Source organism: Streptococcus sp. 2021WUSS109 (assembly GCF_044427305.1).
In the GTDB taxonomy this organism is placed as follows: domain Bacteria; phylum Bacillota; class Bacilli; order Lactobacillales; family Streptococcaceae; genus Streptococcus; species Streptococcus suis.
Window position 1 is genome coordinate 139,875 of sequence record NZ_JAOTGF010000001.1, and the last position, 24,705, is coordinate 164,579.

The 24,705-nt window shown below is 42.6% G+C and carries 24 protein-coding genes; 2 read left to right on the forward strand and 22 right to left on the reverse strand.

The genetic code is table 11. The annotated features are described in order from the left end of the window. Positions 1 to 6 precede the first annotated feature (6 nt). The gene (folE, locus tag ODU37_RS00700) at positions 7 to 570 is read right to left on the reverse strand and encodes a GTP cyclohydrolase I FolE (RefSeq protein ID WP_002938082.1); all 564 of its coding nucleotides are present in this window, start codon (positions 568 to 570) and stop codon (positions 7 to 9) included. A 167-nt stretch (positions 571 to 737) separates the two neighbouring features. Here folE and ODU37_RS00705 point away from each other — a divergent pair, with 167 nt between their 5' ends. Beyond that, a complete protein-coding gene (locus tag ODU37_RS00705) occupies positions 738 to 1,220 on the forward strand; it encodes an 8-oxo-dGTP diphosphatase (RefSeq protein WP_074391859.1) in 483 nt (160 codons plus the stop codon). Between the two features lie 49 nt (positions 1,221 to 1,269). Here the strand turns inward: ODU37_RS00705 and ODU37_RS00710 are convergent, their stop codons facing one another. Together ODU37_RS00710 and ODU37_RS00715 are read right to left on the reverse strand one after the other, a co-directional pair. Beyond that, entirely contained in the window at positions 1,270 to 1,947 is a 678-nt protein-coding gene (locus ODU37_RS00710; RefSeq protein ID WP_249562126.1) for a DUF4956 domain-containing protein, read from the reverse strand. After that, complete coding sequence (locus ODU37_RS00715; RefSeq protein ID WP_249562127.1) at positions 1,934 to 2,677, reverse strand: polyphosphate polymerase domain-containing protein; 744 nt, start codon at positions 2,675 to 2,677, stop codon at positions 1,934 to 1,936. The genes ODU37_RS00710 and ODU37_RS00715 overlap by 14 nt, the downstream gene beginning before the upstream one ends. Before the next feature lie 192 nt (positions 2,678 to 2,869). Here ODU37_RS00715 and ODU37_RS00720 point away from each other — a divergent pair, with 192 nt between their 5' ends. Then, entirely contained in the window at positions 2,870 to 3,172 is a 303-nt protein-coding gene (locus ODU37_RS00720; protein WP_105153152.1) for a hypothetical protein, read from the forward strand. A 125-nt stretch (positions 3,173 to 3,297) separates the two neighbouring features. Here ODU37_RS00720 and ODU37_RS00725 read toward each other — a convergent pair whose 3' ends face one another. The 19 genes from ODU37_RS00725 to ODU37_RS00815 form a co-directional block, all read right to left on the reverse strand. Continuing rightward, entirely contained in the window at positions 3,298 to 3,564 is a 267-nt protein-coding gene (locus ODU37_RS00725; protein ID WP_105153153.1) for a DUF2087 domain-containing protein, read from the reverse strand. Positions 3,565 to 3,618: 54 nt separating this feature from the next. Then, positions 3,619 to 6,018: a phenylalanine--tRNA ligase subunit beta gene (gene pheT / locus ODU37_RS00730; protein WP_249562128.1), complete on the reverse strand. Its 2,400-nt coding sequence runs from the start codon at positions 6,016 to 6,018 to the stop codon at positions 3,619 to 3,621. A gap of 245 nt (positions 6,019 to 6,263) precedes the next feature. Beyond that, positions 6,264 to 7,307, reverse strand: coding sequence for a phenylalanine--tRNA ligase subunit alpha (gene pheS / locus ODU37_RS00735; RefSeq protein WP_044678126.1), 1,044 nt, complete (start codon positions 7,305 to 7,307; stop codon positions 6,264 to 6,266). Positions 7,308 to 7,762: 455 nt separating this feature from the next. Next, a complete protein-coding gene (locus tag ODU37_RS00740; protein ID WP_172041539.1) occupies positions 7,763 to 9,487 on the reverse strand; it encodes a glycoside hydrolase family 3 protein in 1,725 nt (574 codons plus the stop codon). A gap of 10 nt (positions 9,488 to 9,497) precedes the next feature. Beyond that, positions 9,498 to 11,288: a glycoside hydrolase family 3 protein gene (locus ODU37_RS00745; RefSeq protein WP_249562129.1), complete on the reverse strand. Its 1,791-nt coding sequence runs from the start codon at positions 11,286 to 11,288 to the stop codon at positions 9,498 to 9,500. A gap of 48 nt (positions 11,289 to 11,336) precedes the next feature. Continuing rightward, complete coding sequence (locus tag ODU37_RS00750; RefSeq protein ID WP_105142670.1) at positions 11,337 to 12,137, reverse strand: HAD family hydrolase; 801 nt, start codon at positions 12,135 to 12,137, stop codon at positions 11,337 to 11,339. Then, positions 12,137 to 12,976, reverse strand: coding sequence for an SDR family oxidoreductase (locus tag ODU37_RS00755; protein ID WP_023369921.1), 840 nt, complete (start codon positions 12,974 to 12,976; stop codon positions 12,137 to 12,139). Before ODU37_RS00755 ends, ODU37_RS00750 begins: the two co-directional genes overlap by 1 nt. A 1-nt stretch (position 12,977) precedes the next feature. Further along, the gene (locus ODU37_RS00760; protein ID WP_044751981.1) at positions 12,978 to 14,078 is read right to left on the reverse strand and encodes a mannonate dehydratase; all 1,101 of its coding nucleotides are present in this window, start codon (positions 14,076 to 14,078) and stop codon (positions 12,978 to 12,980) included. Between the two features lie 13 nt (positions 14,079 to 14,091). Continuing rightward, on the reverse strand, positions 14,092 to 15,492 hold the full coding sequence (gene uxaC / locus ODU37_RS00765; RefSeq protein WP_249562130.1) for a glucuronate isomerase: 1,401 nt from the start codon (positions 15,490 to 15,492) through the stop codon (positions 14,092 to 14,094). Position 15,493: 1 nt separating this feature from the next. Beyond that, positions 15,494 to 16,114 (reverse strand): bifunctional 4-hydroxy-2-oxoglutarate aldolase/2-dehydro-3-deoxy-phosphogluconate aldolase, encoded by a 621-nt coding sequence (locus ODU37_RS00770; RefSeq protein ID WP_249562131.1) that lies wholly within the window; start codon positions 16,112 to 16,114, stop codon positions 15,494 to 15,496. Between the two features lie 122 nt (positions 16,115 to 16,236). Then, positions 16,237 to 16,953 (reverse strand): FadR/GntR family transcriptional regulator, encoded by a 717-nt coding sequence (locus ODU37_RS00775; protein ID WP_249562132.1) that lies wholly within the window; start codon positions 16,951 to 16,953, stop codon positions 16,237 to 16,239. Between the two features lie 45 nt (positions 16,954 to 16,998). Continuing rightward, positions 16,999 to 18,798, reverse strand: coding sequence for a beta-glucuronidase (gene uidA / locus ODU37_RS00780; RefSeq protein ID WP_249562133.1), 1,800 nt, complete (start codon positions 18,796 to 18,798; stop codon positions 16,999 to 17,001). 15 nt (positions 18,799 to 18,813) lie between these two features. Further along, positions 18,814 to 19,842, reverse strand: a complete 1,029-nt coding sequence (locus ODU37_RS00785; RefSeq protein WP_249562134.1) for a sugar kinase — start codon at positions 19,840 to 19,842, stop codon at positions 18,814 to 18,816. Between the two features lie 55 nt (positions 19,843 to 19,897). Then, complete coding sequence (locus ODU37_RS00790) at positions 19,898 to 21,451, reverse strand: MFS transporter (RefSeq protein WP_249562135.1); 1,554 nt, start codon at positions 21,449 to 21,451, stop codon at positions 19,898 to 19,900. 186 nt (positions 21,452 to 21,637) lie between these two features. Then, the gene (locus ODU37_RS00795; RefSeq protein WP_105135033.1) at positions 21,638 to 22,477 is read right to left on the reverse strand and encodes a DNA/RNA non-specific endonuclease; all 840 of its coding nucleotides are present in this window, start codon (positions 22,475 to 22,477) and stop codon (positions 21,638 to 21,640) included. A gap of 29 nt (positions 22,478 to 22,506) precedes the next feature. After that, positions 22,507 to 22,698: a DNA-directed RNA polymerase subunit beta gene (locus ODU37_RS00800; RefSeq protein WP_012775177.1), complete on the reverse strand. Its 192-nt coding sequence runs from the start codon at positions 22,696 to 22,698 to the stop codon at positions 22,507 to 22,509. Next, the gene (gene murA / locus ODU37_RS00805; RefSeq protein WP_024400741.1) at positions 22,691 to 23,974 is read right to left on the reverse strand and encodes a UDP-N-acetylglucosamine 1-carboxyvinyltransferase; all 1,284 of its coding nucleotides are present in this window, start codon (positions 23,972 to 23,974) and stop codon (positions 22,691 to 22,693) included. The genes ODU37_RS00800 and murA overlap by 8 nt, the downstream gene beginning before the upstream one ends. A gap of 24 nt (positions 23,975 to 23,998) precedes the next feature. Then, a complete protein-coding gene (locus ODU37_RS00810) occupies positions 23,999 to 24,223 on the reverse strand; it encodes a DUF1146 family protein (RefSeq protein WP_024387485.1) in 225 nt (74 codons plus the stop codon). A gap of 59 nt (positions 24,224 to 24,282) precedes the next feature. Further along, positions 24,283 to 24,699, reverse strand: a complete 417-nt coding sequence (locus tag ODU37_RS00815; RefSeq protein ID WP_002936007.1) for a F0F1 ATP synthase subunit epsilon — start codon at positions 24,697 to 24,699, stop codon at positions 24,283 to 24,285. Between the last annotated feature and the right edge of the window lie 6 nt (positions 24,700 to 24,705).

The window sequence follows — 24,705 nt, forward strand, 5'->3', positions numbered from 1 at the left end:
AACCTCCTATTTATTGTGAATCATGGACAAGAGTTCACGGCGCAAGATGGCATCTTCCTTGTATTTACCAAGGGCAACAGTCGTCACCGTCTTGCTACCTGGCTTGCGAATACCACGCATGCTCATGCACATGTGCTCTGCTTCTACCATGACAAAAACACCTTCCGGTTCAAGGGCATCTTGAAGGGCATGGGCAACCTGATGGGTCAAGCGCTCCTGCAATTGAGGGCGACGGCTTGCCACCTCTACTGCACGCGCCAATTTGCTAAGACCTGTCACACGCCCCTTACTCGGAATATAGGCTACATGGGCAATGCCATAAAAGGGTACCAAATGGTGTTCGCACATAGAGTGGAAGGGAATGTCCTTGACTAAAACAACTTCTTCATGTCCCTCTGAAAAAACAGCTGTAAATTGGTCTTTGGGATCCTCTTCTAAGCCGTTAAACATTTCTAAATACATTTTAGCGACCCGCTTAGGCGTATCTAAGAGCCCTTCACGATTCGGATCTTCACCTAGTAATTCCAATAATTGATAAATGGTTTGTTCGATTTGTTCTTGTTTTGACATAATACACCTTAAATAGTTTGATGTTCTTATTATACCCTAAATTCCCTTTTCAGAAAAGGGCTTTCAGTATTCTCATACAAAAACTGTCCCCTGTCAGATAAAAGACTGAGATACTCATACAAGGAGCTTTATGGTATAATGAAGGAAAATATTTTCAAGGAGCCACCATGACTAAAAAACCTGTTCAACTCGCTACCATTTGCTACATTGATAATGGCAAGGAATTTCTCCTCCTTCATCGAAATAAAAAGGAAAACGATGTCCATCAAGGTAAATGGATTGGAGTGGGTGGCAAATTGGAACCTGGAGAAACACCGCAAGCCTGTGCTATTCGAGAAGTCTTTGAAGAAACAGGTCTAACGGTCACCAAGCACGCCCTAAAAGGTGTCATCACCTTCCCAGACTTTACTCCAAACACAGACTGGTACACCTACGTCTTCAAAATTACTGGCTTTGAAGGTAGTCTGATAGACTGCAACGAGGGCGATCTGGAATGGGTTCCTTATGACCAAGTCCTGTCCAAGCCCACCTGGGAGGGTGACCGTCATTTTCAGGAATGGCTCTTGGAAAACCGCCCCTTTTTCTCAGCCTGCTTCCGCTACGATGGGGACAAATTGCTGGATTACAGTGTTGATTTTTATGAAGAATAGTTTCTATGAAATGGAAAAAAAGCCTTGGAAATCCAGGGCTTCTTTGATTTTATAAATATTTTTTCTTAGGCATTTGCTTGTTCAGAATAACATCTAGGGGTCCAGCGGTTAAGATGGTATCAACCAGTTTTTTGTCCGTCACTGATTTTTCCAGAAGAACTTGGTATTCTAAAACAAGGGCATCTTTTTTCTGCTTGTATTTGAGGGAAATGAGGTCTGCTTGTTTACAAGAACTACCAAATTGATTTTCAAAAAATTGATCATAGTCAAACTCAATCGGTACAGTCACTAGGAGATGGCGGCGGTTCTGATTAACCTGGGCAAAACCGATGTTTTCAAAAATCAAGATACAGGCTGACAAGACTAAGGTCATAAAAATGGCTAGACCAAGGAAACCCATACCCGTAGCCAGACCGATGGCCATTGCTAATAGAATGGCTAGCATTTCCTTAGATGAACCTGCGGCAGAACGAAACTTAATCAAACTGAAGGTCCCAGCCACCGCCACACCTGCTCCCAAATTTCCATTGACCAAGGCGATGATAACAGCAATCAGGGCAGGCATCAGGCTGAGGCTAATAACAAATTCCTTAGTATAATTAGATTTGTATTTATAAACAGCCGCATGGAGCACACCCATAGCAAGACTGACACCAAAAATCAGGGACATCTGCATCAAGGTGATGTTATTATTTGATGTTGAAAAGATACTATTAAACAGTTGCATATCGAGTTACTTCCTCTCCGCTCATTTGATGAGCCAGCTTGTAGGCATTGCCATATTTTGAAAATGATTGCTTTTCGATTTGGTATTTTTCGAGCAGGGCTACCAACCAGTCTGGTCGTTCTTCTGGAACTTTTACTTCCATGATTACTTTGGTTGGGTCTAATAGGTTCTTACCAAATTTACCTTCCATTGCATCCACATCGTAGTCTCGATAAAGTAAGTTCTTATCGATTGTGAGACGAACTTTTTTGTCTTCGATTCCTTTATAGGATACGCGATCGTAGTAGATATACATCTTCGGCTTAATAGTACCGTAGCGTTCTCTCAACATTTCGAGTTCTGAGGTTACCTTATCATCCTTAATTGTGGAATCAATCACTCCATTTTCGACATAATTTGTTACAGAAACAGGGTTTGAAGTTAAGCGGTATTTATAGCCAATTTTATTTTCTTTTTTCTTGATTTCAAGAAAAGCTTGACTCGATTCAGATGGTGTCACATCATAGACACGCATCCGAATTTTCTCACGTCCATTCTTTTTGGCAAGTGAATCTTGAACCATATCAAAATCTTCATTATCAAAGTAGATATTGGTAATCGTTGATGTCGCAAACTCATCTGCCATCATGTACTGACGAAGTTCCTTTTCTAAAAGTTCAAAAGTTTTTTTATCAACGATATATTTAGTCTCTTTACGCTTAAACTGCTTTTGTACGATTCTTGTTTTCATTATTGTGCCTCTTCTATCCTAAATTTTGACAGGTCCCTGTCTTGTTTACAAGATATAGTTTACCGACCTAGCTTTAAATGAAACTGAAAATAAAATTAAACAAAACTTAAACTACAATAAAGTTGAAATTCTTTTGTCACATTCTAATCTATGCTACAATAGTCCTATCAATAGTAAGGCAAGGAGAAACCCATGTACGAATTTGTCCTAGAATACGGCTCTTTCCCCGTAAAACTCATCGACGGTTTTGTCAACAATCGCTCAGAAATCCCTGATTTTCTCAAAGAAGACGAAGAAATGATTGCCCGCTTGAATGAGATTAACGAACTCTTCCACCAACTTTTCTTAACCATCGAACGCAAGTTTGACTATATCGGCAAACAATTTCCTGACAAGATCGAACAACTACGAGAACTCTATCATCCCCTGGCAGACGATTTACTAGCCAAGTATGGCAACCAGATAGAGTTGAAGATTGAACCTTTTATTTTGTAATACTCAATGAAAATCAAAAGTAGCCTAGGAAACGAAGGCGAAGATAGAACTAGAGTTCATCAAGGCAAGTTGACAACGGATAATTTTGATTTTCGAAGAGTATAAGACAAAAGAGATGACCGCAATCATCTCTTTTTTTCTATTCTGTATTCCAAACCATACTGGTCACGCGACAAGTAGCCGTAGTCCACCAAGTAGCGTCTCAATATAGCATAATCATCATAGACTTCAGCTAGAAAGGCATTGACTTCTTTTTCTGTGAATGCCGAGCCTTTCTTAGCCAACTCTTCTTGTAAATAGGCAAACAAGACCTGCTTACTTTTTAATTTTTTAGGAATAACGATAAGCTTGCCTTCTCGAAAAAATTTTTCTTGAATATCTTGAATGTTCATACTTCCCTCCAAAAAATCCTAGCCCGCTGACTAGGATTTCACAAGATTTACATGTTAACGAATTTCAGCACCAAGCTCTACCAAAGCCTTACTAATTTTCTCCATGTACTTAGCCACTTCCTCATCCGTCAGGCTATCCGCAGGATTTTGGAAGGTCAGGTTATAAGCCATCGATTTCTTACCAGCCTCAATATTGCTACCCGCGTAAACGTCAAAGAGGGTCACTTTAGTCAAGCGTTTGACGCCAGCACCGGCAATAGCATTCAGGACATCCTGATGCTTGACATCACTGCTCAAAAGCAGGGCAATATCACGGCTAACCGCTGGGAATTTGGAGATTTCGGTAAATGGCTGAGCAGGCTGGAGAGCTTCTTCAATCGCATCCAGATTGATTTCAGCCACATAAGTCTCAGGAATACCGTAGTCCTTGGCCGTTTGAGGATGTACCTGACCGACAAAGCCGATAACCGCCCCATTCAAATGGATTTCAGCTGTCCGACCTGGGTGCAAGGCTGCAATCTCACTTGTGGCTACAAAATCAACCGCCAACTTATAGTGACCAAAGATTGCTTCCAAAATCCCTTTGGCATGGAAGAAATCAACTGGCACAGCTGGTGTTTGGAAGTCTTTCTCAGCTACCAAACCAGTCAAGACAAGGGCAAACTTGTTGATTTCTTGTGGCAGGTCCTCTTTTGGATTGCCAGACTGTTCAAAGATCTTACCGATTTCGTAAAGAGCCAAGTTCTTGTTCTTACGAGCCACGTTGTAGGCAACTGTGTCAAGCATACCAGACACCATGTTCTGACGGAGGGCAGAGCGGTCAACCGTCATTGGCCACATGAGTTCGGTGACTGTGGTTGGACGAGCAGCAAACTCCACAGCCTTTTCAGGCGTTGTCAAGGCATAGGAAATGATTTCTGTCAGTCCTGCACCTTCTGCCATGCTACGAACTTGGCGACGGATGTTCTGGGTCAGGGTCAACTCACCTGCTGTTCCATCCTCTTTCGGAAGAGTAGTCGGCAGATTATTGTAGCCATAAATACGAGCGATTTCCTCCACCAAGTCTGCTGGAATGCGAATGTCCCAACGGCGACGCGGTACTGCGACTGTAAACTGACTTGCATCGCCAGTTGTTTCCACACCTAAACGACGGAAAATGTCTGCGATTTGGGCATAGTCCAGATTGGTCCCGAGCGAGCGGTTAACGTAATCAATGGTCGCTGTGACTGGGACATCCGATGTGTCCACGCTACCCGCAGAAACGATGCCAGACAAGACCTGACCGCCAGCCAATTCCGCAATCATAGCAGCCGCTGTGTCCATAGCCTCCGTCAAAGTTGCTACGTTGATGCCTTTTTCAAAGCGAGAAGAGGACTCAGACCGAAGGTTGAGGCGACCTGAGGTCTTGCGGATAGACTTGCCGTCAAAGAGGGCTGCTTCCAGCACGACGGTCTTAGAGCTATTGTCAATCTCTGTATTAGCACCACCCATGACACCACCGAGGGCAACTGCCTTGTCCGCAACGGAAATGACGATGTCATCGGCAATCAAGTCACGTTCTTCGCCGTCAAGAGTTACCAAGTTCTCACCCTCTTTTGCCTGACGAGCCACGATTTTCTTGCCGTCAAACTTGTCAAAGTCAAAGGCGTGCATTGGCTGACCGAAGTAGAGCAAGATGTAGTTGGTGATGTCCACCACATTGTTGAGCGGGCGAATACCTGCGTTCATGAGCAGGTTTTGCAACCACTGCGGGCTCGGTGCGATAGTCACATTTTCAATAACACGGGCCGTGTAGGCAGTCACCTTGTCTGACTCAATGGCCACTTCAATCACATCGCTGGCTTTCTTGTCGCTTTCCTCCAAGACCACTGGCTTGAAGTTGACCTTGCTGTCATAGATAGCTGCCACTTCGTGAGCCACACCACGCATAGAGAGGGCGTCGGCACGGTTTGGTGTGATGGACAACTCAATAATCTCGTCGTCGAGGTCAAGATATGAAAAGACTGGCTCACCCACGACTGCATCTTCTGGCAGGTGGTAGATACCGTCCGCATAGACCTTTGGCACAACTGAGTCGGACACGCCGATTTCGCTCAATGAGCAGAGCATGCCCAAGGATTCAACTCCGCGGATTTTGCCTTTCTTAATCTTGTAGTTGCCAGCGATACGAGCTCCTGGCAGAGCAACGATCACCTTGATACCTGGCTTGACATTTGGAGCACCGCAAACAATTTGCGTGATTGCTTCGCCCACATTTACCTGACAAATATTGAGGTGAGTATCTGGAATTGGCTCAGCAGACACAACCTGACCGACAACCAACTTAGAAAGGCCAGCACTCTTTTGCTCAACCCCTTCTACTTCAATTCCTGTTGTTGACATTTTTTCAGACAAGTCATGGCTTGTCGCATCAAAGTCAACGAGTTCTTTTAACCACTTGTAACTTACTAACATAACTTTTCTTTCTTTATTTTTTTAGAAAACACTACTTTTTCAGCTGTAAACCTAGTGAGAGGAGTAGGTAGACCACTATAGCAGCTACCGCTTCTCTCAATCAACAATCTAATAACTTTATCGGATTACGACGTTCTAAGGTTGACATTTTTTCAACCTTAGAACTAGTGAGGGGAGTAGGTAGACCGCTATAGCGGCTACCGTCCTGTTTCTAGATACTTTCAGTATCAGAAACAGGGCTCACATCAAAATTGCTCCGAGAATCGTACATCGCCTTGATAGAATCCACGAATATCGTTGATACCGTAGCGGAGCATGGCAATGCGTTCCTGACCAAGACCGAAGGCAAAGCCAGAGTACTTGGTTGAGTCAATGCCGCTCATTTCCAATACTTGTGGGTGGACCATGCCGGCACCGAGGATTTCAATCCAACCTGTTTTCTTACATACGTTACAGCCGTCACCACCACACTTGAAGCAGGAAACATCCACCTCAACTGAAGGCTCAGTGAATGGGAAGTATGATGGACGGAGACGAATTTGACGCTCTTCACCAAACATTTTCTTGATAATCATTTCAAGCGTACCTTTGAGATCGCCCATGGATACATTTTCACCGACAACCAAGCCTTCAATCTGGTGGAACTGGTGGCTGTGGGTCGCATCGTCCGTATCACGACGGAAAACACGGCCTGGCGAAATCATCTTCAAGGCACCTTTTGAGAAATCATGCTGGTCCATGGTCCGTGCCTGAACAGGCGACGTATGGGTCCGCATAAGGATTTCTTCTGTGATGTAGAAGGTATCCTGCATATCACGTGCTGGGTGGTCTTTTGGCAAATTCATGCGCTCAAAGTTGTAGTAATCTTTTTCCACTTCAAATCCGTCAACGATTTGGAAGCCCATGCCCAAGAAAATATCTTCGATTTCTTCAGAAGTCTGGGTCAAGACATGACGTTTTCCGACCTTGATCTGACGACCTGGCAGGGTCACATCAATGGTTTCTAATGCTAATTGTTGTTGGATTTTTGCTGCTGCAACCTTCTGAGCTGTTTCTTCAAAAGCAGCCGTCAGCACATCACGCACTTCATTGACCTGTTTACCAACGATTGGTTTCATTTCGTTAGATAGGTCTTTCAAACCTTTCAACAAGTCCGTCAAGGACCCTTTTTTACCCAAAACCGCAACACGCAGGTCTTGTAGTTCTTTTTCTCCTTGGTGCTGGATTTCTTTTAACTTTTCAAGTGTGGATTGGCTTAATTCAGCCAACTGTTGTTCAATGTTTGACATAATTCCTCCAATAAAAAAACGCATGACACCACTCGTATCGGAGCGTTGTCACGCGGTACCATCCGTTTTCATCTGCTGGGCAGACCTTAGTTCCATGAACCTGTATTCACAAGTGAAGTGCTTGCACATAAGAGATGGTTTTCCGCTAATCGAGGCAGTTTTTTGAGGGAATACTGACTGTATTTTGAAAAAAACTAACGATGAGTAGCTAAAAAACTAGCCTTAGATGGAAGTGCTGAACTGTGAATACAGGTTCTAAGTCCTTGTGTGAGTGAATTCGACCAACTTTCACTGATTGAGCTTGCAGTCACGGCTCAACTCCCTGGACAGTTTCCATAGGTGTACTAGTCTCACAGACTCCTATTCAATTAAGAATATTCTATCAAAAATAAGAAAGTTTGGCAAGAATTCTTCCTAGAAAACTCCCTCTATCTAGGATAGAAAGGAGTTTAGTTTTATAGTTTTGCCTGCCATTTATTGGCCCAAACATTCTCATTTGGCACACCATAGAATGCATCTTTTCCTTCTAATTTATCAAGGAGGGATTCGATAGTATTTTTATTGTGATGGTAGGCATTGATAGCAGTTTTAACCATGGTAACATCGTGAAGGTGAGTTGTATAGTTTAGTGAAACGAAAATGGTTGGAACTTCATGTACATACCAAGGGACCTCATTTGACATAGCAGTTTTCCACTGGATGCGGTAATTATTCTGCGCTCCATATCCAATGACATTGGCAACAGTCAAGGCTAAATCAACTTCTTCTCGGTATTGCAGCGTTTTACCTTTGATTCGAGTCGTACCATCATTGACAGTCACTTCATAACCACGCGCTTCCAAGGCAGCTTTAAGGTTATCAACCACTTCTGTACTTGCCGCCATAATCCCTTCTTTTTCACCTTCTAGGTAATACAAACGGATTCTGCGATGGGTTTCTGGACTGATTGGAAGATTTTTCTGGGTATCCTTCAACAACGTAATTGCTTTATCTGCTGCTTCACGTTGCCAAGCCAAGTGTTCTTCACAGCCAATAATAGCCAATTCATCAGCTGATTTTAGTAAGGTTCCTTCCGCTTGCTTGATATGCAGATTGAGTTTGGCTTTCAGACCTAAAATGCGACGGAGAGCATCATGAAGGCGTTCTTCAGTAATCACTCCCTTGCGGTAGCCATTGAGCATAAATTCAAAATCTTCTTCTAAGTTATTGAAGAATAAGAACATATCGCAACCCGCAGCAATGGCTGCAGGTACGTAGTCTTCACGACGCATGGCTGCTGTCATCCCCAACATGTGGCTGGCATCTGTTATGACTAAGCCATTGAATTCCAGTTTTTCTTTCAATAAATCTTGAATCAATTCAGGAGCAAGTGTTGCAGGCAAAATGTCTTCGTCCTTCAAAGTTGGATTGAGTTCTTTCTGGTAATATGGCAAGGCTATATGACCCGCCATAATCATCTCAACACCAGCTTCAATATGATGACGATAGACACGACCAAAACTCTTGTCCCATTCTTCTGGAGAGAGTTCATTGACACCGAGGACTAGGTGCTGATCACGTTCTTCTGTACCATCTCCTGGGAAATGCTTGATACATTGAATAACATCTCTTTCAGCAGTCAATCCTTCTAGATAGGCACTGGTATAAGCAATAACATCATCCGCATTTGTGCCGTAGGCTCTGGTATTGACGATCGTATTGCGCCAGTTCTGAACAATGTCCACGCACGGATCAAAGTTGACATTTACACCTAATGCAGTCTCCTCTCTCGCAGATACGAGACCTGCTAGGTAGGGAATACGAGGATCCCTACTGGCTTCCGATTGAGCACCTGAGGAAATATAGGTTCCTCCTTTCACAGCTCCATCTCCACCTGAGTCGCAGTTCGCTGCAACCAAGAGAGGTACTTTTGAATAGCTTTGCAACTCGTTAATCAGTCCTTGCACCTGTTCTGGACTGCCATTCATATAACGAGCACCACCTATATGGTATCGGTTCATCAATTCCTGATTACTCAGATTATTTCCACTAAAGGCATCCCCTCCGAAGAAGAATAGATTGACAAACAATTGACCGATTTTTTCTTCATCAGTCAGATGAGCCAAGGTATCTTCTACCCAGGTAATCTGCTCATCATTCAAACAATAGGGTTTCTTCCGCAAATCAACCAATCTAGGCATTCTTTCCTCCTTATTTTCCGCGCCAAATACATGTATCTAGTAAACCACAGTAGGCATCTACAGGCGATACTCCTGTAAAGTCTGACTCTCCTGCTAGTTTAGCAACCAAGGCTTCTAATGTGACAGGCAAGCCATCGTAGGCATTGATATAGGTTGCAACCTGTGGCATATCTGCAAGTGCAAATGGGTGTTGAACAGAAATAACGATGGTTGGAATTTCGTGAACATAGAAAGGCTGGTCTGGTGTTCCCTTGGCAGCTGGCCAAATAATTCGCTGAGTTGTTCCTCCTGAGTTGACATCGACCAAATTGATAATCAAATCATAGTTATCTGTGATTTCGGCAATTGGACGCTTGGAAGCATAGACATTCGCAATCGCTGCAGGGCGCTCTTCTTCTGGTAATTTGGCAATCCGTGCTTCTGTATTTTCCCAGATAGATACTTGGTGACCTCGTGCTTCTAATAGTTCTTTCAGCGTATCGGCTGCTCTCTTCTTGCCAGCATTGATCATGGCGCCAAAACCACCCTTATAGCCATCCACTTCGACCAACAAAATACGTTTGTAGCGTTCTGGATTGACTGGGAAAATTCCTTCTTGTTTGGCTTTTACCAAGGTAATCGCCTTGTCAGCTACTTCTTTTGCAAGCTGTTTCGCCTCATCTCTACCAATCAAAGCCAGCGCTTCTTCTTTTGGCAACATGATTTCCTGACGACGACCTTCAAACAAGTGAAGACCGAGTTTAGCTTTCAAGCCCAAGGTACGACGAAGAGCATCATGGAGGCGTTCCTCAGAAAGCAGACCATTTTCCAATCCTTCTTTCATCCATTGCAAATCTTCTTCTGGATCGTTGAAGAAAAGGAAAAGATCACATCCTGCCTCAATAGCTGTAGGCAATAGCTCACGACGGGACATAGAAGCAGTCATACCAATCATGTGACTGGCATCCGTGACGATGGCTCCATTGTAACCTAACTCTCCACGAAGCAATTCATCCAAGAGGGTTTTATTCAGCGAAGCTGGCAACATGTCATCCAATTCACGTTCTGGATGCATTTCTTTCTCAACATTTGGCAAATGAATGTGCCCCGCCATAATACCTGGGAGACCTGCGTCAGCCATCTCACCATAAATCCGTCCAAATGTTTCCATCCATTCAGACTTGGTCATGGGATTCGAAGCGAAAGACAAATGATGATCTCGTTCGTCAATACCATCACCAGGAAAATGCTTAGCAAACGGCACAATGCCGTGCTCCATAATGCCACGCATGTATTCTTTGGACAATTCAATGACTTGGTCTACATCAGCTCCCCAAGTTCGGTTTGCAATGATTGGATTTCGCCAATTACGGCTGAGGTCCATAATCGGTGCAAAGGAGGCATTGCAACCTACCGCAGCTGCTTCAAGTCCTGCAACTTTCCCCATTTCATAAGCATAGCGAGGTTCGGCTGTCGCAGCAATCTTGATTTCATCCCCAATTTTCGTTCCGTCCGTAACAGCGCCATTCCCACCAGATTCGGTATTGGCTGCAATCAAGAGAGGAATTTTAGACTTGGTCTGCAAAATATAGTTTTGCTCCCAAATATCTGCAGCAGGTCCAGGATTGTAACGAACAGCAGCAATCTTATAATCATTTAATACTCCAGTCAGATAGTCTTCTGTCCGCTGGCTCCCCATGTTGACAAAGAGGTGACCGATTTTTTCATCCAAGGTCATCTGAGCAATGGTTTCTTCAATCCAAGAAATAGCCTCTTCATCAAGGCTGTAAGGTTTCTTCCGTAAATCTACTAAATGTGTCATGTTTGCCTCCAAAAAAGCTAGAGGGCATAGCGCCTCTAGCCCTTCTCTCTAGTCGTCTAAATTATTCCAAAATGCCTGTATCAATTCTGTTTCTTTCTCACCTGTGAATGCTTGATGAACAAAGTCATCTGCAATCGTTTCTGTCAAATCTGCCCAAGATTGCATCTCTCGTCCTACTAAAATAGGATAGAAATGGACACCGTTCAATTCCGCCGCCTTCAAATCACCAGGCGAGTCACCAATCATCATAATCTTATCAGGGCAATACCCTTCCTCTATTAACAGTTTGATGACATCTTCTTTCTTGCCACAGTCTTGACAGTACAATTCTGTAACAAAGTCCAGCAAACCTTGGTCTGTCCACTCTTCTTCTACCGCTTCCTTATTAGCAGAAGAAACTACGTAGACTTTTCCTAACTGGCTCAGTTTTTCCAAACCCTTGTGAACGCCGATGAAGGCTAAAACAGGACCACTATAATGCTTAATGGCTTGATTGACTTGAGTGGACCATTTTAAGGCTAATTCCAAGTCTTTTGACGGCTGCTCCTCTATCAATCTTTCCAGAGAAGCATTTGACAAAGAATCTGTGGTCGCGACCCAATTTTTCAAGTTGTCTATACCAGTCACACCTGCAAATTCTAGGCCTTTAACTAAGCCAAAAAAACGGTTAATGCCACGTTCTCGTGAGTAGAGATTAACTCGATTCCATTCAGCTAAAAACGGTTCTTTATCTTTAACACCAAAAACTTCCGCAGCTAAGGGGCCAAAAAAAAGTTTATGTTTGTAGGTCATGGTGTCCATGGCGCAGCCATCAGAATCCACACAAAATACGTATTCCATCTTCATCATCAGACTCCTGAATAGGCTGAGAAGCCACCGTCAATCGGTAAAACAACACCGTTGACAAAACTTGCCAAATTCTCATCTGCCAAGAAGAAGACCCCTCCGACTAGCTCTTCCGCTTCACCAAACCGCCCCATTGGTGTATTGGTCAAAATCTTGTTAGCACGTGCGGTCGGTTGACCCGACTCGTCAAACAGCAAGCCACGGTTTTGGTTGGTAACCAAGAATCCAGGCGCAATCGCATTACAACGGATGCCAACTTTTGAAAAATGGACTGCTAACCATTGGGTAAAATTACTAATAGCAGCCTTGGCACCTGAATAGGCTGGAATTTTTGTCAAAGGAGTAAAGGCATTCATGCTGGAAATATTGATAATATTTGCTCCCGAGCGACCAATCATATCCTGTGCAAAGACCTGTGTTGGCAATAAGGTTCCAAGATAATTCAAATTGAAAACAAAGTTGATACCGGCCTCATCCAAGTCGAAGAAAGTTTTGGTCTCAGCTGGTAGTCCAATCTCATGGAATTCATTGTCCGTTGTCGCTTTGGGATTATTGCCTCCTGCACCATTGATTAATATATCTACAGGACCAAAATCTGCTAGGACTTGCTGGCGAACTTCTTCCAAATTTTCCTTAGAAAGAACGTTAGATTTATAGGCTTTCGCAACGCCTCCTGCTGCTGCAATCTCATCAACGAAGACCTGAGCCGCAGCTTCATTTAAGTCCAAAAGCGCAACCTTTGCGCCTGCCTTAGCAAATTCTTTTGCCAAATAGCCACAAAGAACACCACCTGCTCCTGTAATAACAACAACCTTGTCCTTAAACTCAATAACACGTGTCATACTAGCTCTCCTTATTTCCGACTGTTTTTACTTTAATTCCAAAATCTGGTGTCTTACCCGCTGCTCGCATATTGGCTTCATAGAGACCGTTAAAGTAGGTTGCCCCAAGTGCACGGTCATACAGACCATAACCAGGTGTCTTGGTCTGGTCTCCCCAGATACGACGACCGTGGTCTGGACGTAAGGCGCCAGTCCAGTCATAGTCCACCAATAATTTAACAACAGCGTTCATGTCAATGTCACCAGCCTGTGACAGATGTGCTGTTTCTTGGAAGCCCCAAGCACCTGCCGTCACATTGCGCGTATGCATAAAATTGATACGATTGCGTTTGAGAGCATATTCCGTCATGGCAAGGACATCATTTTTCGGATCAGAAGCATAGGATCCGACACACATGGTAATTCCATTGTGTTCTGAATCATAGAGATTCAAAAATCGTTCAACGGCTTCTTGACCAGTAATAATACGTGGCAATCCGAAAATTCCATACGGAGGGTCATCAGGGTGAATAGCCATTTTGACGCCAGCCTCCTCAGCCGTTGGCAGAATTGCTTTGATAAAATACTCCAAATTCGCCCATAAATCTTCTTCGGAAATATTCTGACGATAATTTTCAATAATAGCCTTCATTTCTTCCTTGGAATAGGACGAATCCCAACCAGGTAAGTTCAAATCATCCGCCACAGGATCAACACCTGCTAAATCAGATTTAAGGAAAGCTAAAGAGGTTGAACCATCTGGAAGTGGGTGGTGCAAGTCTGAACGTGTCCAGTCAAACACAGGCATGAAATTGTAGCATACAACTGGAATACCTGCAGCCCCGACATTACGGATGGAAGTTTTATAGTTTTCGATTAAGGCATCACGATTTGGCTTCCCTTGTTTGATGTCTTCATGAACAGGAATGGATTCAATAACAGTAATTTCAAGTCCTGCCTCTTCTACCATTTTTTTCAGCTCTAGAATGTTTTCAAGGGGCCAAGCTTGACCAACTGGCACATCATAGACAGCTGTCACAATTCCCTGCATACCAGGAATCGCCTTAATCTCCTCAAGTGTCACAGGATCCTTTTTCCCATACCATCGAAATGACATTTTCATGATTTACTCTCCTTTATTGTTCAAAAAATTCTTTGGCATTGTAATAGGATATGGCTTCTACAAACTGCCCTAAACGATTGTAATCTTCAGGCACTTCTTCATCAACAATCCATTGGCCGACATAAGTCGCTAAAATCCGTCTAAAATAATCATGCCGTTGATAAGATAAAAAGCTACGCGAATCTGTCAACATACCAACAAAATTAGCAAGCATACCCTGTTCTGCATAGGCATTCATCTGGTCAATCATGCCCAACTTGGTGTCATTGAACCACCAACCAGCACCAAATTGTAGCTGACTACGAAGCCCTGCCTCATTGGACTGGAAATTCGCCAAAGTATTGGCCAGAGCAATGTTGTAACTTGGATTGAGATTGTACCAAATCATTTTTGGAAGGGCATTTTCCTTGACCAAGTTATCTAACAAACGATTCAAATTCACAGTCAGACATGTCTGGTCTCCAATCGAATCCACACCTACATCTGCTCCAAGTTTTTCAAATAGTCCTGTATGGTTGTTCCGTAAGGCACCAAAGTGAACTTGTGTCACAAAGCCATGTTTCTTGTACAATCGGCACAATTCTCTAAAGATAGCAGTCTGCCATTTATTGATACTGGATTGGCCAGCCTCTTTACCTGCAAGTCGTGCTAGTAAAATTTCATCCAACTCTTCAAGGCTTGCTTCTTCATATGAAATAGCCGTAAAACTGATGTCACTTGCTCGGCAACCGTGTTGAGCAAAATAGGAAACACGCTGACCTAGTGCCTCTACAAAACTTGCAAAGTCTCTTACTGCTACCCCTGTTACCTCCTCCAAGCGTTTAAAAAATGAATTGAAATTTCGATGTTCTATAAAGGCTTCATCCGGGCGGAAAGTCGGTGCCACTACAGTATCTATCGTTGAGTCCTCAGCCAAGCGCTTATGCCATTCCAAACTATCAAGAGGATAGTCAGTTGTCCCAATAAAGGTCACCCTAGCATCCGCAATCAGCTTACGTGGACTAACTTGATGTTCTTGCAAATAGCCATTGAGCTGATGATAGAGTCGCTCTGCATTTTCTTCGGTCAACAATTCCTCAACACCGAAAACCTGTCGCAATTCCAAATGACTCCAATGATAGAGAGGATTTCCGAAAGCTCGTTCCAAGGTTCTTGCCCAGGCTTTAAACTTATCTAGTTTACTTGCTGAACCTGTGATTTCTTCTTCTGAGATACCATTAGCCCGCATCAAGCGCCACTTATAATGGTCACCCCCTAGCCACAGATCAACAATATCTTCATAAACCTTATCTTCAAAAATTTCCTTCGGATCCAAGTGGCAATGGAAATCATAGATCGGAAGCTCTGCTATTTTCCCGTAAAGCTCCCTAGCCGGCTCGTTTTTTAGCATAAAGTTTTTGTCATTAAAACTCATTTCATCCCTCCAAAGCTGCAACAAAACTGCGAGCAATCGTCGTTACACTTTCATAGCCTTCAGCCTGCACTCGACTTGCCAGAGCCGAACCGACTCCAACAGCACAAGCGCCGGCTTTTTTCCAATCTGCAACATTATCAACTGATACGCCACCTGAAGGCATCAAATCCACTTGGGGCACTGGTCCGTGAATATCCTTGATAAATCCAGGACCCAAAACACCACCAGGGAAAAGCTTGATAATAGGACATCCCGCCTGACTAGCTGTGACAATCTCTGTTGCAGTTGCACAGCCTGGGAAGTAGAGTACTCCAACCTTTTTCGCTAAGTCTTGAATTTCCCTATCAAAATGGGGACTAACCAGGAAACTAGCACCAGCGTCAATTGCCTCTTGTGCCAACTTAAGATTCATTACTGTTCCCGCCCCGATGACTACAGAAGAATCGTCTGAGAACTCCTCTTGTAATTCTTTAATAACTGTCGCTGCATTTGGAGTCGAAAATGTAATTTCAATATTTCGAATACCTCCCAAAATCGCATGGCGAGCGATTTCTTTTGCATCTTCTTCATCTTTTCCGCGAATTACTGCGAAAAAGTAATTTTCTTTTAATTGCTTTAACATCTTGACCTCCAATTAGAAAGCGTTGTCATTTATAGATATAGTATATAATTCATCAGATGATTTGTCAAGGAAAATACAAAAAAATACCCAGAAAATTATTCTGGGCAGTCTATTTTGTATTTCTATTTATGATCATTGAGACCATGCATGGTCATATCTTTATCGAACCATTCGCTTAAAACAACCTGTCTTACTGATATAATATGTGCTAACATGCTGTCATAAGCCGCAACAGGGTGGCGTTGCTTGATAGCCATTAAGATATTCCTGTGGGCCTGTAAACTATCCGATTTCATCTGACGATTTGAATAATTTTCATTGATCAGATGAATAGATTGATTAATGACAGGCATCAGACTAGTCATTGCCAGATTCCCACTCATCTCAGCCAGCATACAGTGGAATTTCACATCCAACTCCAGATGCTTCGTGTCTCCAGCAGCAACGGCCTCTTCAATAGCAAGGACAATTTCTTCTAGTCGAGCAATATCTTCGTCCGAGGCAAACTGAGCGACACGCTCCGCAATTCTCGGTTCAAGCAAATACCGCACTTCAAACAAATCTGTCGTCAACTTCACACGGTCTCTTACCAAAGAAAAACCTAAGGGATCCTCTGATACTCCTTTTTTAGAGCTGATATAGGTTCCCGACCCTTGGCGCACCTCCAGAATATTTCGAGTAGCCAAACTTCGAACAGCTTCACGAACAGTCGAACGTCCAACTTCTAAATCTTGGGCCAATTCATACTCATTTGGAAGCTTGTCACCAACTTCATATCCTCTTTCCAAAATCAATTCCAATAAGCGTTCCGATGCTTTTTCTACCAAGGGTTTCGCCATGTGCTTGGTCCTCCAATACAACTTTCTATTTGCTACTATTATAGCTCATTTCCTCTTATAATGGTAGTTTGGAATGGCAGTCCAACGTTTCTTTATTTCTCTAACAATTTGCTTCGGTTGACGATTCCGTGAGAATAACCCCTTATGATTTCCTTGAATTCGAATGATACCAACCGTGGTTTCAAAATCAGCAAAATTCCAGACCTGCTCACCAACTAAATTAGGAATAGAATCAAAGACTCGATGGTTCATCTCATAGTAATCCACCTGAAATTCCTCTGTATAAGGAATATCCCACAGCGAATGCAAACCTGGAAGAGTATCTGCACCATATTCCGTAATCAAAATCGGCTTGTCAGGATAAAGTTTTTGCCAAGTCTCCAACTCTTGACGGAGCCCTTTCTCTGCCGCCTTCAAGTCACCATGAGCAACATACCAACCATAGTAACGATTGAGACAGACAACATCGACCAAATCCATAACCTCATCCTTATCAGGCGTTGCTGTCATAATATTGACCAAGGTCACAGGACGCCCAGAAGGATCTCTGTCCCTCATGCGCTGAATCAGAGGTTCAAAGTAAGCACGTGCTCCCTTTTCATGCCCTGCCGGTTCATTGGCAACAACCCACATCACTACAGAAGGATGATTCTTATCACGCGCTATCAATTCATCAATCACCAGCTCATGAGCCTCCTTGGTTTGCATAACTTCCCAAGTATTTTTTACTTCTTCAGAATCACCTGTCAAATTCAAGGCTGCATTGAAAAGCTGGAACAGGCCAACTGCTGGCACTTCATCAAGGACAACGATTCCCAAACGATCTGCCAGCCGCATCATTTCCTCAGAATAGGGATAATGAGATGTCCTAAAAGAATTTGCTCCAATATCCTTCAGTAAATTCAAATCCATCAGATTGGCTGCTTCATTGAATCCACGACCATTAATAAAGGTATCTTCATGTTTACCAAATCCCTTGAAATAGAAAGGTTTTCCATTGATGAAAAACTGCCCATTTTCAACCGCAACACTACGAATACCGAATTGTTCTGAGTAGGTATCTAGCAAGTTTTCTCCGTCAAATAATTCAACTTTAGCAGTATAGAGATAGGCATCCAAGACCTCCCAAAGGCGTGGATGGTCAATGACCATTTGTCCATTTTCAAGAAGACCTACTTCCTGTCCCTCTTGATCTAAAATAGATATACGGATGGAATCGTACTGCCCAACTGTCATCACATCAACATTTACTACCGCCTGAGTCAAATCTTGATTTAGCTCCGTCCGAATAACAATATCCTCAATTCTATTTTTGGGACGTTTATAGAGATGGACTGTCCGCTGGATACCAGCATAGTTGAAAAAGTCAAAATTCTCCTTGACGGTCTTCACAATTTGACCATTCTCATCCACTTCTTCGCTATAATTCCCTACTGGAAGGGTTGTGTAATTCAACTCATTATTGGCACAGACTGTCAAACGGAATTGGTCAGCGTCGTATAAGTTTGATGGAATCAAGCATTCAAAAGGTGTGAAACCACCCTTGTGCTCCCCGATTAGCTGACCATTCGCATAGACTTTGGCCTGATGCGTCACCGAACCAAAACGCACAACCAACTCCTCATCAGCTGATACGACAGGGAGAGCCACCATGAGTTCATACCAATTATCTCCGACAAAACGACGCTTTGCTTTATCGACAACAACATCATTAAAGGAACTCGGTACAACCATTACTTCATCTGTATCTAACAGACTATGAACATCATTGCTCCCTTGCTTAAAAGCCCATATTCCATTTAAAGAATAAACTGAGCGTGTTTTTGTTTGTATAGGATACAACATACTTTTTCCTTCTTTCTATCGTTTTATTTCACGTGACCCTTTTTTCAATAGCAAATCAATATCTGATTGACTGATGACATTAATGTCCCCTTCAATGGTATGTTTGAATTGAAAACTAGCCATCCCCAAGTCGACTATTTCCTGTGGCATTTTTTCCTGCAAATAACCCAAAATAATTCCTGCTGTAAAGGCATCTCCTGTCCCAACTCGGTCCAAAACTTGAATGGATTCTTTTTCCGTTTCATAAAGAATACCATCTTGATACAAGTATGCTTTCAGCAAATATTCATTATTGTAGGTCATTTCCCTCTGGGTAAAAGCAAGACTTTGCAAAGAATATGTCTCCGCCAAACCCTTAACTACCGCCAACAAGACTTCTTTATTTTCATAAGGGCGCTTCAACCCCAATTCATCCTTCACATCTTTTCCAAATTCATTGAAAAGTTGAATAGGCTCTAGACCAAAGCAAATATCTGCTAAACCTACAAAAGGAGATAATTTCTCCCTCGCTTCTTCAAAAGAAGACCACAAACTTTCTCGATAATTCAAGTCAAAGGAAACCTTAACACCCTGCCCCTTTGCCATTTCCATCAAACGAAAAGCCAGTCGATAAATATCTGGATTCAAAGCGACCGTTATACCACTCACATGAAACCAATCAACACCGTCAAACATGCCTTCCAAATCATAGTCTTCTCCCTTGGATAGGCTGAAAGCAGAATAATCACGGTCGTAGGTCACCTGGCTAGGTCTCAGAGAGAAACCCTTTTGATAATAATAAAGCCCCAGCCTTCCCTCTTGTCGAATCACATATTTCTGTCCAATCTGCCGTGCAAAAAGAAAGTGTTCTGCCATTTTTCCCACTTCATTCTTAGGCAGTGCCGTCACCAACTCGACTGAGTGACCAAGCTGAGCCAAGCTGGCTAAAACATTCAACTCCGAACCACCAAACTGACAATCTAAACTCGTGGCCTGTGTTAAGGTCTGATAATGAGGAGGAGATAGCCGCAATAAAACTTCTCCAAATGCTAAGATTTTTTTCATACCGCCTCCTAGATGAAAGACCCAGCTGGAAGCCTCCAACTAGGTCGTTAATGTATTATTTATCGTCGTATTGATCAACCTTATATTGAGTTACATCAACATAATCCATATCAGATAATGGAACATTTTTCGCAATCGCACGCACACGTTCTTCGTCTTTTGCCGCTTTCATAACATGGATTTTCTCTTGAATACGAGCCATTTCTTCACGGTCTAGTTTGTAGAATTTCATCAAGAACAAGGATACGCTCAATACCGCTGCTGGAATCACTGTCAACAGGACAATCAGTGCCATTCTCAAATCTGTTGAGAATACTGTTTCAACAGTTGGGTACTCTTTACCAAAACCGATACCTGCTAATACAAATCCAACAACCATTGGGGCAAATGAAGAAGCAATTGAGTCTGTCAATGAGAAGATAGTCCCAATCATACCTGACAAGTAACGACCAGATACTGAAGTTTCATAGTCTGTAATATCCGCACCCATGGTCAATACCAAACCAGATGGAGCACTAGATGCGTAGCGAGCAATGATATAAACAACAAAGAAGCCGATTGTGTAGAGATTCCAATTTGTCAAATCCAACATACCTGGTTTAGCTGAAAAGAGCATTGCTGCCAAGGTCACAAGACCAGCAATCCCAAGTTGAAGCGCTGTAATATAGGCAAAGCGTAAACCTTTACGACGAGCCAATTGCGCAGCACCAACTGTTACAAGAATACCTGGCAAAATCAACAGCATAGACATTTTTCCAGAAAGAGCATAGTCACCGAAGATAATACCATACAGCATAACCCCGATAACGGAATCTCCAAACAGTTGAGCAACAAATTTTACAAAAGCTGCAGAGATTGAAAGAACCTGCAAAGGTTTGTTTCCTTTGATAACTTTCCAGTAGTCTTTCAACTTAGTTTCTTGTGTCTTCTCACCAAGACCAAAGTATTTCTTATTGTCTTTCTCCCAAATACCGATAATAGCAAAAATACCCAGAACAGCTGAAATTACTACTACACCGAGGAACAATTCTTGGAAGAAACTTGGAGTGAAACCACCATGTTTTGGAACCAATGTCCCTGACACAACAACCTGACTACCAGTCATCAACACAGTTGTCGCAATACCATCAACAATATTAAAGATTGGACGTTGCTTTGGATCATTGGTAAGCGCAACTTGTCCTGCTTTTGTAATCGTCTGTTGAAGTGAATATCCAATTTTATGGATAATCAAAACAAGGATGAATAGAGGAAGACGGAGACTCTCATTAACTCCACTTAAACCTAACATCATAAAAAGAGAAGCTGCTGTAATGATATTCCCCAAAACCAAGATAGGACGATATTTACCAAACTTAGTATCCGTTTTATCAATGATAACTCCGATTGTAGGATCAATGAAACCATCAAAGATACGAATATAGCCCATGAGTTGACTAACAAACAGGGCTGCAAGACCAAGCACACCTGTCGATAAATAAGTCACGAAAGTAAAAGCAACCAAGTAAATATTCGTCGATGAATTGTTCATCGCAAATAATATGATTTGCCATAACTTGGCTTTGTTATAAGTAACGTCTTCGACACGTTGCTCAACATGTTTTTCCATTGGAAATTCCTCCTAAATGTTTTCTACGACAAAGTCGTAAGCGTTTTCTTTAACTATATTCTAATATTCGTCAGATGATTTGTCAACTATTTTTGTAAATATTTTTAATTATAAGCAAAAAAAGACGATTTTACGTGAAAATCGTCTGATATATTTGATTTAACGAGGGAGAATTCGTCTGACTATTTATTGATTTACTGCAATTTCCCCACTATGATAGTTGATACTGAGACCACTCTGCACATTTGGAACGAACACATTGAACTCTAAGCTACCATCTGCTGCTTTTGCCTCTAGATGGCTTCCGACAGGAACAAGGTCTTCACTCTCAGCATACACCAAGGTCACACGATAGCGGACACGCTTATTTTTATCCAAGGCCCGCCGAATCTGACTTTCAAAATAATTCTGCCCAGTTGAAGTTTGGTCGTTAGCTTGGTTGGACCAAGCTGTTTGAACTGCAATATTCTTAGGATTGCTGGTTGAAGCATCAAAACCAGACAATCCACCAATCAAAGCATAACCTAGGAGGTGACCACGGTCCACTGCATGGTCATATTCTCCAGTTAAATCATGGACCTGATGCCAACCCGCAGGTGTCCAAGAAGTTCGACCATTTCCTGTTTCTTCACGGTCCTTATACTGACGTGTAGATTTGGCTAAAAGCGCATTGGCTACCGTTGGAACCGTTTCTCCCTGGACTGTTTTTGTCTTATTATCACCATAAGGAACACTGGCAACCGATGCATCTAAATCCGTTTGATCACCGTTAATAATAAATGCTCCAGCGCCATTCCATTCAATCGAATTCCCCAGTTGCTTTTTTACATCTTCTGTCAATACCGAACTAGCCAGTTCCTGACTAGGTGTGCCTTCACTCGCCTTAGACTGATTGACATAATAGGAATAATCAGCAACGTTGCTGCTCTTGTTATCACTTAAAAGATAGCCACCCGCTACTACAACAATCGTAGCCAATAAGCTGAGCAGACTCATCGCTTGTTTTTTTACATTTTTCTTCGCCATTTTCTCTCCATCAAAAAAGCAGGTCCAGCCTACTTTCCTGTAAATTTACCGATTAGTTCTTGCCACTTAGCTGGTGACAACACCGCAAATACATTGTCTCCATCTCCTATGACACCGTAACCAACCATTAATCCTAAAATAAACACCAAAATAGCAATCAACAAAACAACTGCTACTAAGATTAAATTTTTACCAACATAGCTAAGATTATCCTTATCCATTTTCATCTTCTCCACTCACACGTTCAATCGTTGCACCTAAAGCAGCTAATTTCTCATGAAAACGATAGTAACCTCGATCTAAGTGCGTTAATTTACCTACAATCGTTTCACCTTCAGCGACCAAACCAGCCAGAATCAAAGCGGCACTTGCTCGTAAATCAGTAGACATAACCTGAGCACCTTGCAAGGTCTGACCACCTGTAATGATAGCTGTATCTCGTAAAATTTCCGAATGCAAATCCATCCGACGCATTTCTTCCAAATGCTGGAAACGATTCTCAAATACCGTTTCAATCATGGTAGATTCACCCTTTGCAACTGCCATTAGAGCTGTAAATTGAGCCTGCATATCCGTTGGGAAGCCTGGGTGTGGCAAAGTTTTTACTGTTACAGGTTTAAGCTTATCCACTTGCGAACGAACTCGAATCCCTTCAGCTTCTTCCGTCACCTCAACTCCCATTTCCAACATCTTAGAAATGAGTGGACGGTTGTGCTCCCAGACAGCATCCTTGACCAAGACATCGCCACCAGTCATTGCCGCTGCCACCATAAAGGTACCCGCTTCGATACGATCTTGCACCACTTGATGTTCTGCGCCAGTCAATTCTTCTACACCAGTAATCGTAATCGTCTCTGTACCTGCTCCCTTAACTTTGGCCCCCATTTTGTTTAGGAAAATAGCCAAGTCAACAATTTCAGGTTCTCGCGCTGCATTTTCTAATACCGTTGTACCCTGCGCCAGAGTTGCAGCCATCATCAAATTTTGCGTTGCCCCAACACTTGGGAAATCAAGATAGATATGAGCTCCCTGCAAGTTCTCTGCACTCGCTTCAATATAACCAGCTCGTTGTTTAATTTTAGCCCCCATAGCTTGCAAACCTTTTAAGTGCAAATCAATTGGACGGCTACCAATTGTACAACCTCCTGGCATAGAAACCTTAGCATAACCATTGCGTGCCAAAATCGGACCAAGAATAACAATAGAGGCGCGCATTTGACTCACATACTTATAAGGAGTTTCGCTACCAAGTTTACCTGTTGCGTCAATATCGATAGTCTTTGTTTCCTCGTCAAATTTCACACGAACTCCCAGACCACGTACAACATTATTCATTGTATAGACATCAGACAAAATAGGAACCTGAGTCAATTTGGTTTGCCCTTGACTTGCTAGAACTGTTGCTGCCAATAAAGGCAGAACGGCATTCTTCGCCCCCTCAATCTCAACCTGTCCCTTCAAACCGTTTTTACTACCTGTAACAATAATTGTATCCATTTCTTATCCTTTTCTTATCTTAAATCACATATTTGCAAAAGAGCGTCCCACCATCAACAATTCTAAAAAGAAAGTCGAGACTAAGTACCCCAGTGCTATTGCCAGAAAGAGAATCAGCAAATTGATTTTACGCTGATTGTCCCCAGTCACCTTCAACCACCGTGACCAATCAACTGTTGTAACCAAGAGATGATGAGCCAGATAGATAAACAATATATGACTAAAAAACTGTAAAATTGAAATTACCATGTTTCCATTATACCATGAAATTAAAAAATGGAACTGAACCAAGTTCAATCCCATATAGATTAATGTTTCCCAACACGAATACGATTTATCGCACGTTGGAGGGCGACTGTTGCACGCATCTCCATATCAATATTACGAGCAGTCTGTGCTTCTTCCAATTCACGTTCCGCGCGCAATTTGGCACGTTCTGCACGACTAATATCAATATCCCGTTCCCGCTCAGCGGAATCAGAAATGACCGTAATAATATCCTTGTTGACTTCAATGATTCCACCATTGACCGCAATCCAGTCTACATGGTTTTCATCATCAACACGACGCACTTTCATTTCACCGATTTCCAAAACTGCAATCAATTCTTCATGTCCAGAATAGACACCCATCTCACCATCAACCGTTTTGACCAAAACAAATGCTGCATGATGGTCATATTTGATACCGTCTGGTGTTACGATTTGTACAGTCATTTGTCCCATAAGCCA

What these genes read in the sequence shown, in the direction of transcription:
- folE (WP_002938082.1), bottom strand. Translation starts at nt 570, where the DNA reads ATGTCAAAACAAGAACAAATCGAACAAACCATTTATCAATTATTGGAA.
- ODU37_RS00705 (WP_074391859.1), top strand. Translation starts at nt 738, where the DNA reads ATGACTAAAAAACCTGTTCAACTCGCTACCATTTGCTACATTGATAAT.
- ODU37_RS00710 (WP_249562126.1), bottom strand. Translation starts at nt 1,947, where the DNA reads ATGCAACTGTTTAATAGTATCTTTTCAACATCAAATAATAACATCACC.
- ODU37_RS00715 (WP_249562127.1), bottom strand. Translation starts at nt 2,677, where the DNA reads ATGAAAACAAGAATCGTACAAAAGCAGTTTAAGCGTAAAGAGACTAAA.
- ODU37_RS00720 (WP_105153152.1), top strand. Translation starts at nt 2,870, where the DNA reads ATGTACGAATTTGTCCTAGAATACGGCTCTTTCCCCGTAAAACTCATC.
- ODU37_RS00725 (WP_105153153.1), bottom strand. Translation starts at nt 3,564, where the DNA reads ATGAACATTCAAGATATTCAAGAAAAATTTTTTCGAGAAGGCAAGCTT.
- pheT (WP_249562128.1), bottom strand. Translation starts at nt 6,018, where the DNA reads ATGTTAGTAAGTTACAAGTGGTTAAAAGAACTCGTTGACTTTGATGCG.
- pheS (WP_044678126.1), bottom strand. Translation starts at nt 7,307, where the DNA reads ATGTCAAACATTGAACAACAGTTGGCTGAATTAAGCCAATCCACACTT.
- ODU37_RS00740 (WP_172041539.1), bottom strand. Translation starts at nt 9,487, where the DNA reads ATGCCTAGATTGGTTGATTTGCGGAAGAAACCCTATTGTTTGAATGAT.
- ODU37_RS00745 (WP_249562129.1), bottom strand. Translation starts at nt 11,288, where the DNA reads ATGACACATTTAGTAGATTTACGGAAGAAACCTTACAGCCTTGATGAA.
- ODU37_RS00750 (WP_105142670.1), bottom strand. Translation starts at nt 12,137, where the DNA reads ATGATGAAGATGGAATACGTATTTTGTGTGGATTCTGATGGCTGCGCC.
- ODU37_RS00755 (WP_023369921.1), bottom strand. Translation starts at nt 12,976, where the DNA reads ATGACACGTGTTATTGAGTTTAAGGACAAGGTTGTTGTTATTACAGGA.
- ODU37_RS00760 (WP_044751981.1), bottom strand. Translation starts at nt 14,078, where the DNA reads ATGAAAATGTCATTTCGATGGTATGGGAAAAAGGATCCTGTGACACTT.
- uxaC (WP_249562130.1), bottom strand. Translation starts at nt 15,492, where the DNA reads ATGAGTTTTAATGACAAAAACTTTATGCTAAAAAACGAGCCGGCTAGG.
- ODU37_RS00770 (WP_249562131.1), bottom strand. Translation starts at nt 16,114, where the DNA reads ATGTTAAAGCAATTAAAAGAAAATTACTTTTTCGCAGTAATTCGCGGA.
- ODU37_RS00775 (WP_249562132.1), bottom strand. Translation starts at nt 16,953, where the DNA reads ATGGCGAAACCCTTGGTAGAAAAAGCATCGGAACGCTTATTGGAATTG.
- uidA (WP_249562133.1), bottom strand. Translation starts at nt 18,798, where the DNA reads ATGTTGTATCCTATACAAACAAAAACACGCTCAGTTTATTCTTTAAAT.
- ODU37_RS00785 (WP_249562134.1), bottom strand. Translation starts at nt 19,842, where the DNA reads ATGAAAAAAATCTTAGCATTTGGAGAAGTTTTATTGCGGCTATCTCCT.
- ODU37_RS00790 (WP_249562135.1), bottom strand. Translation starts at nt 21,451, where the DNA reads ATGGAAAAACATGTTGAGCAACGTGTCGAAGACGTTACTTATAACAAA.
- ODU37_RS00795 (WP_105135033.1), bottom strand. Translation starts at nt 22,477, where the DNA reads ATGGCGAAGAAAAATGTAAAAAAACAAGCGATGAGTCTGCTCAGCTTA.
- ODU37_RS00800 (WP_012775177.1), bottom strand. Translation starts at nt 22,698, where the DNA reads ATGGATAAGGATAATCTTAGCTATGTTGGTAAAAATTTAATCTTAGTA.
- murA (WP_024400741.1), bottom strand. Translation starts at nt 23,974, where the DNA reads ATGGATACAATTATTGTTACAGGTAGTAAAAACGGTTTGAAGGGACAG.
- ODU37_RS00810 (WP_024387485.1), bottom strand. Translation starts at nt 24,223, where the DNA reads ATGGTAATTTCAATTTTACAGTTTTTTAGTCATATATTGTTTATCTAT.
- ODU37_RS00815 (WP_002936007.1), bottom strand. Translation starts at nt 24,699, where the DNA reads ATGGGACAAATGACTGTACAAATCGTAACACCAGACGGTATCAAATAT.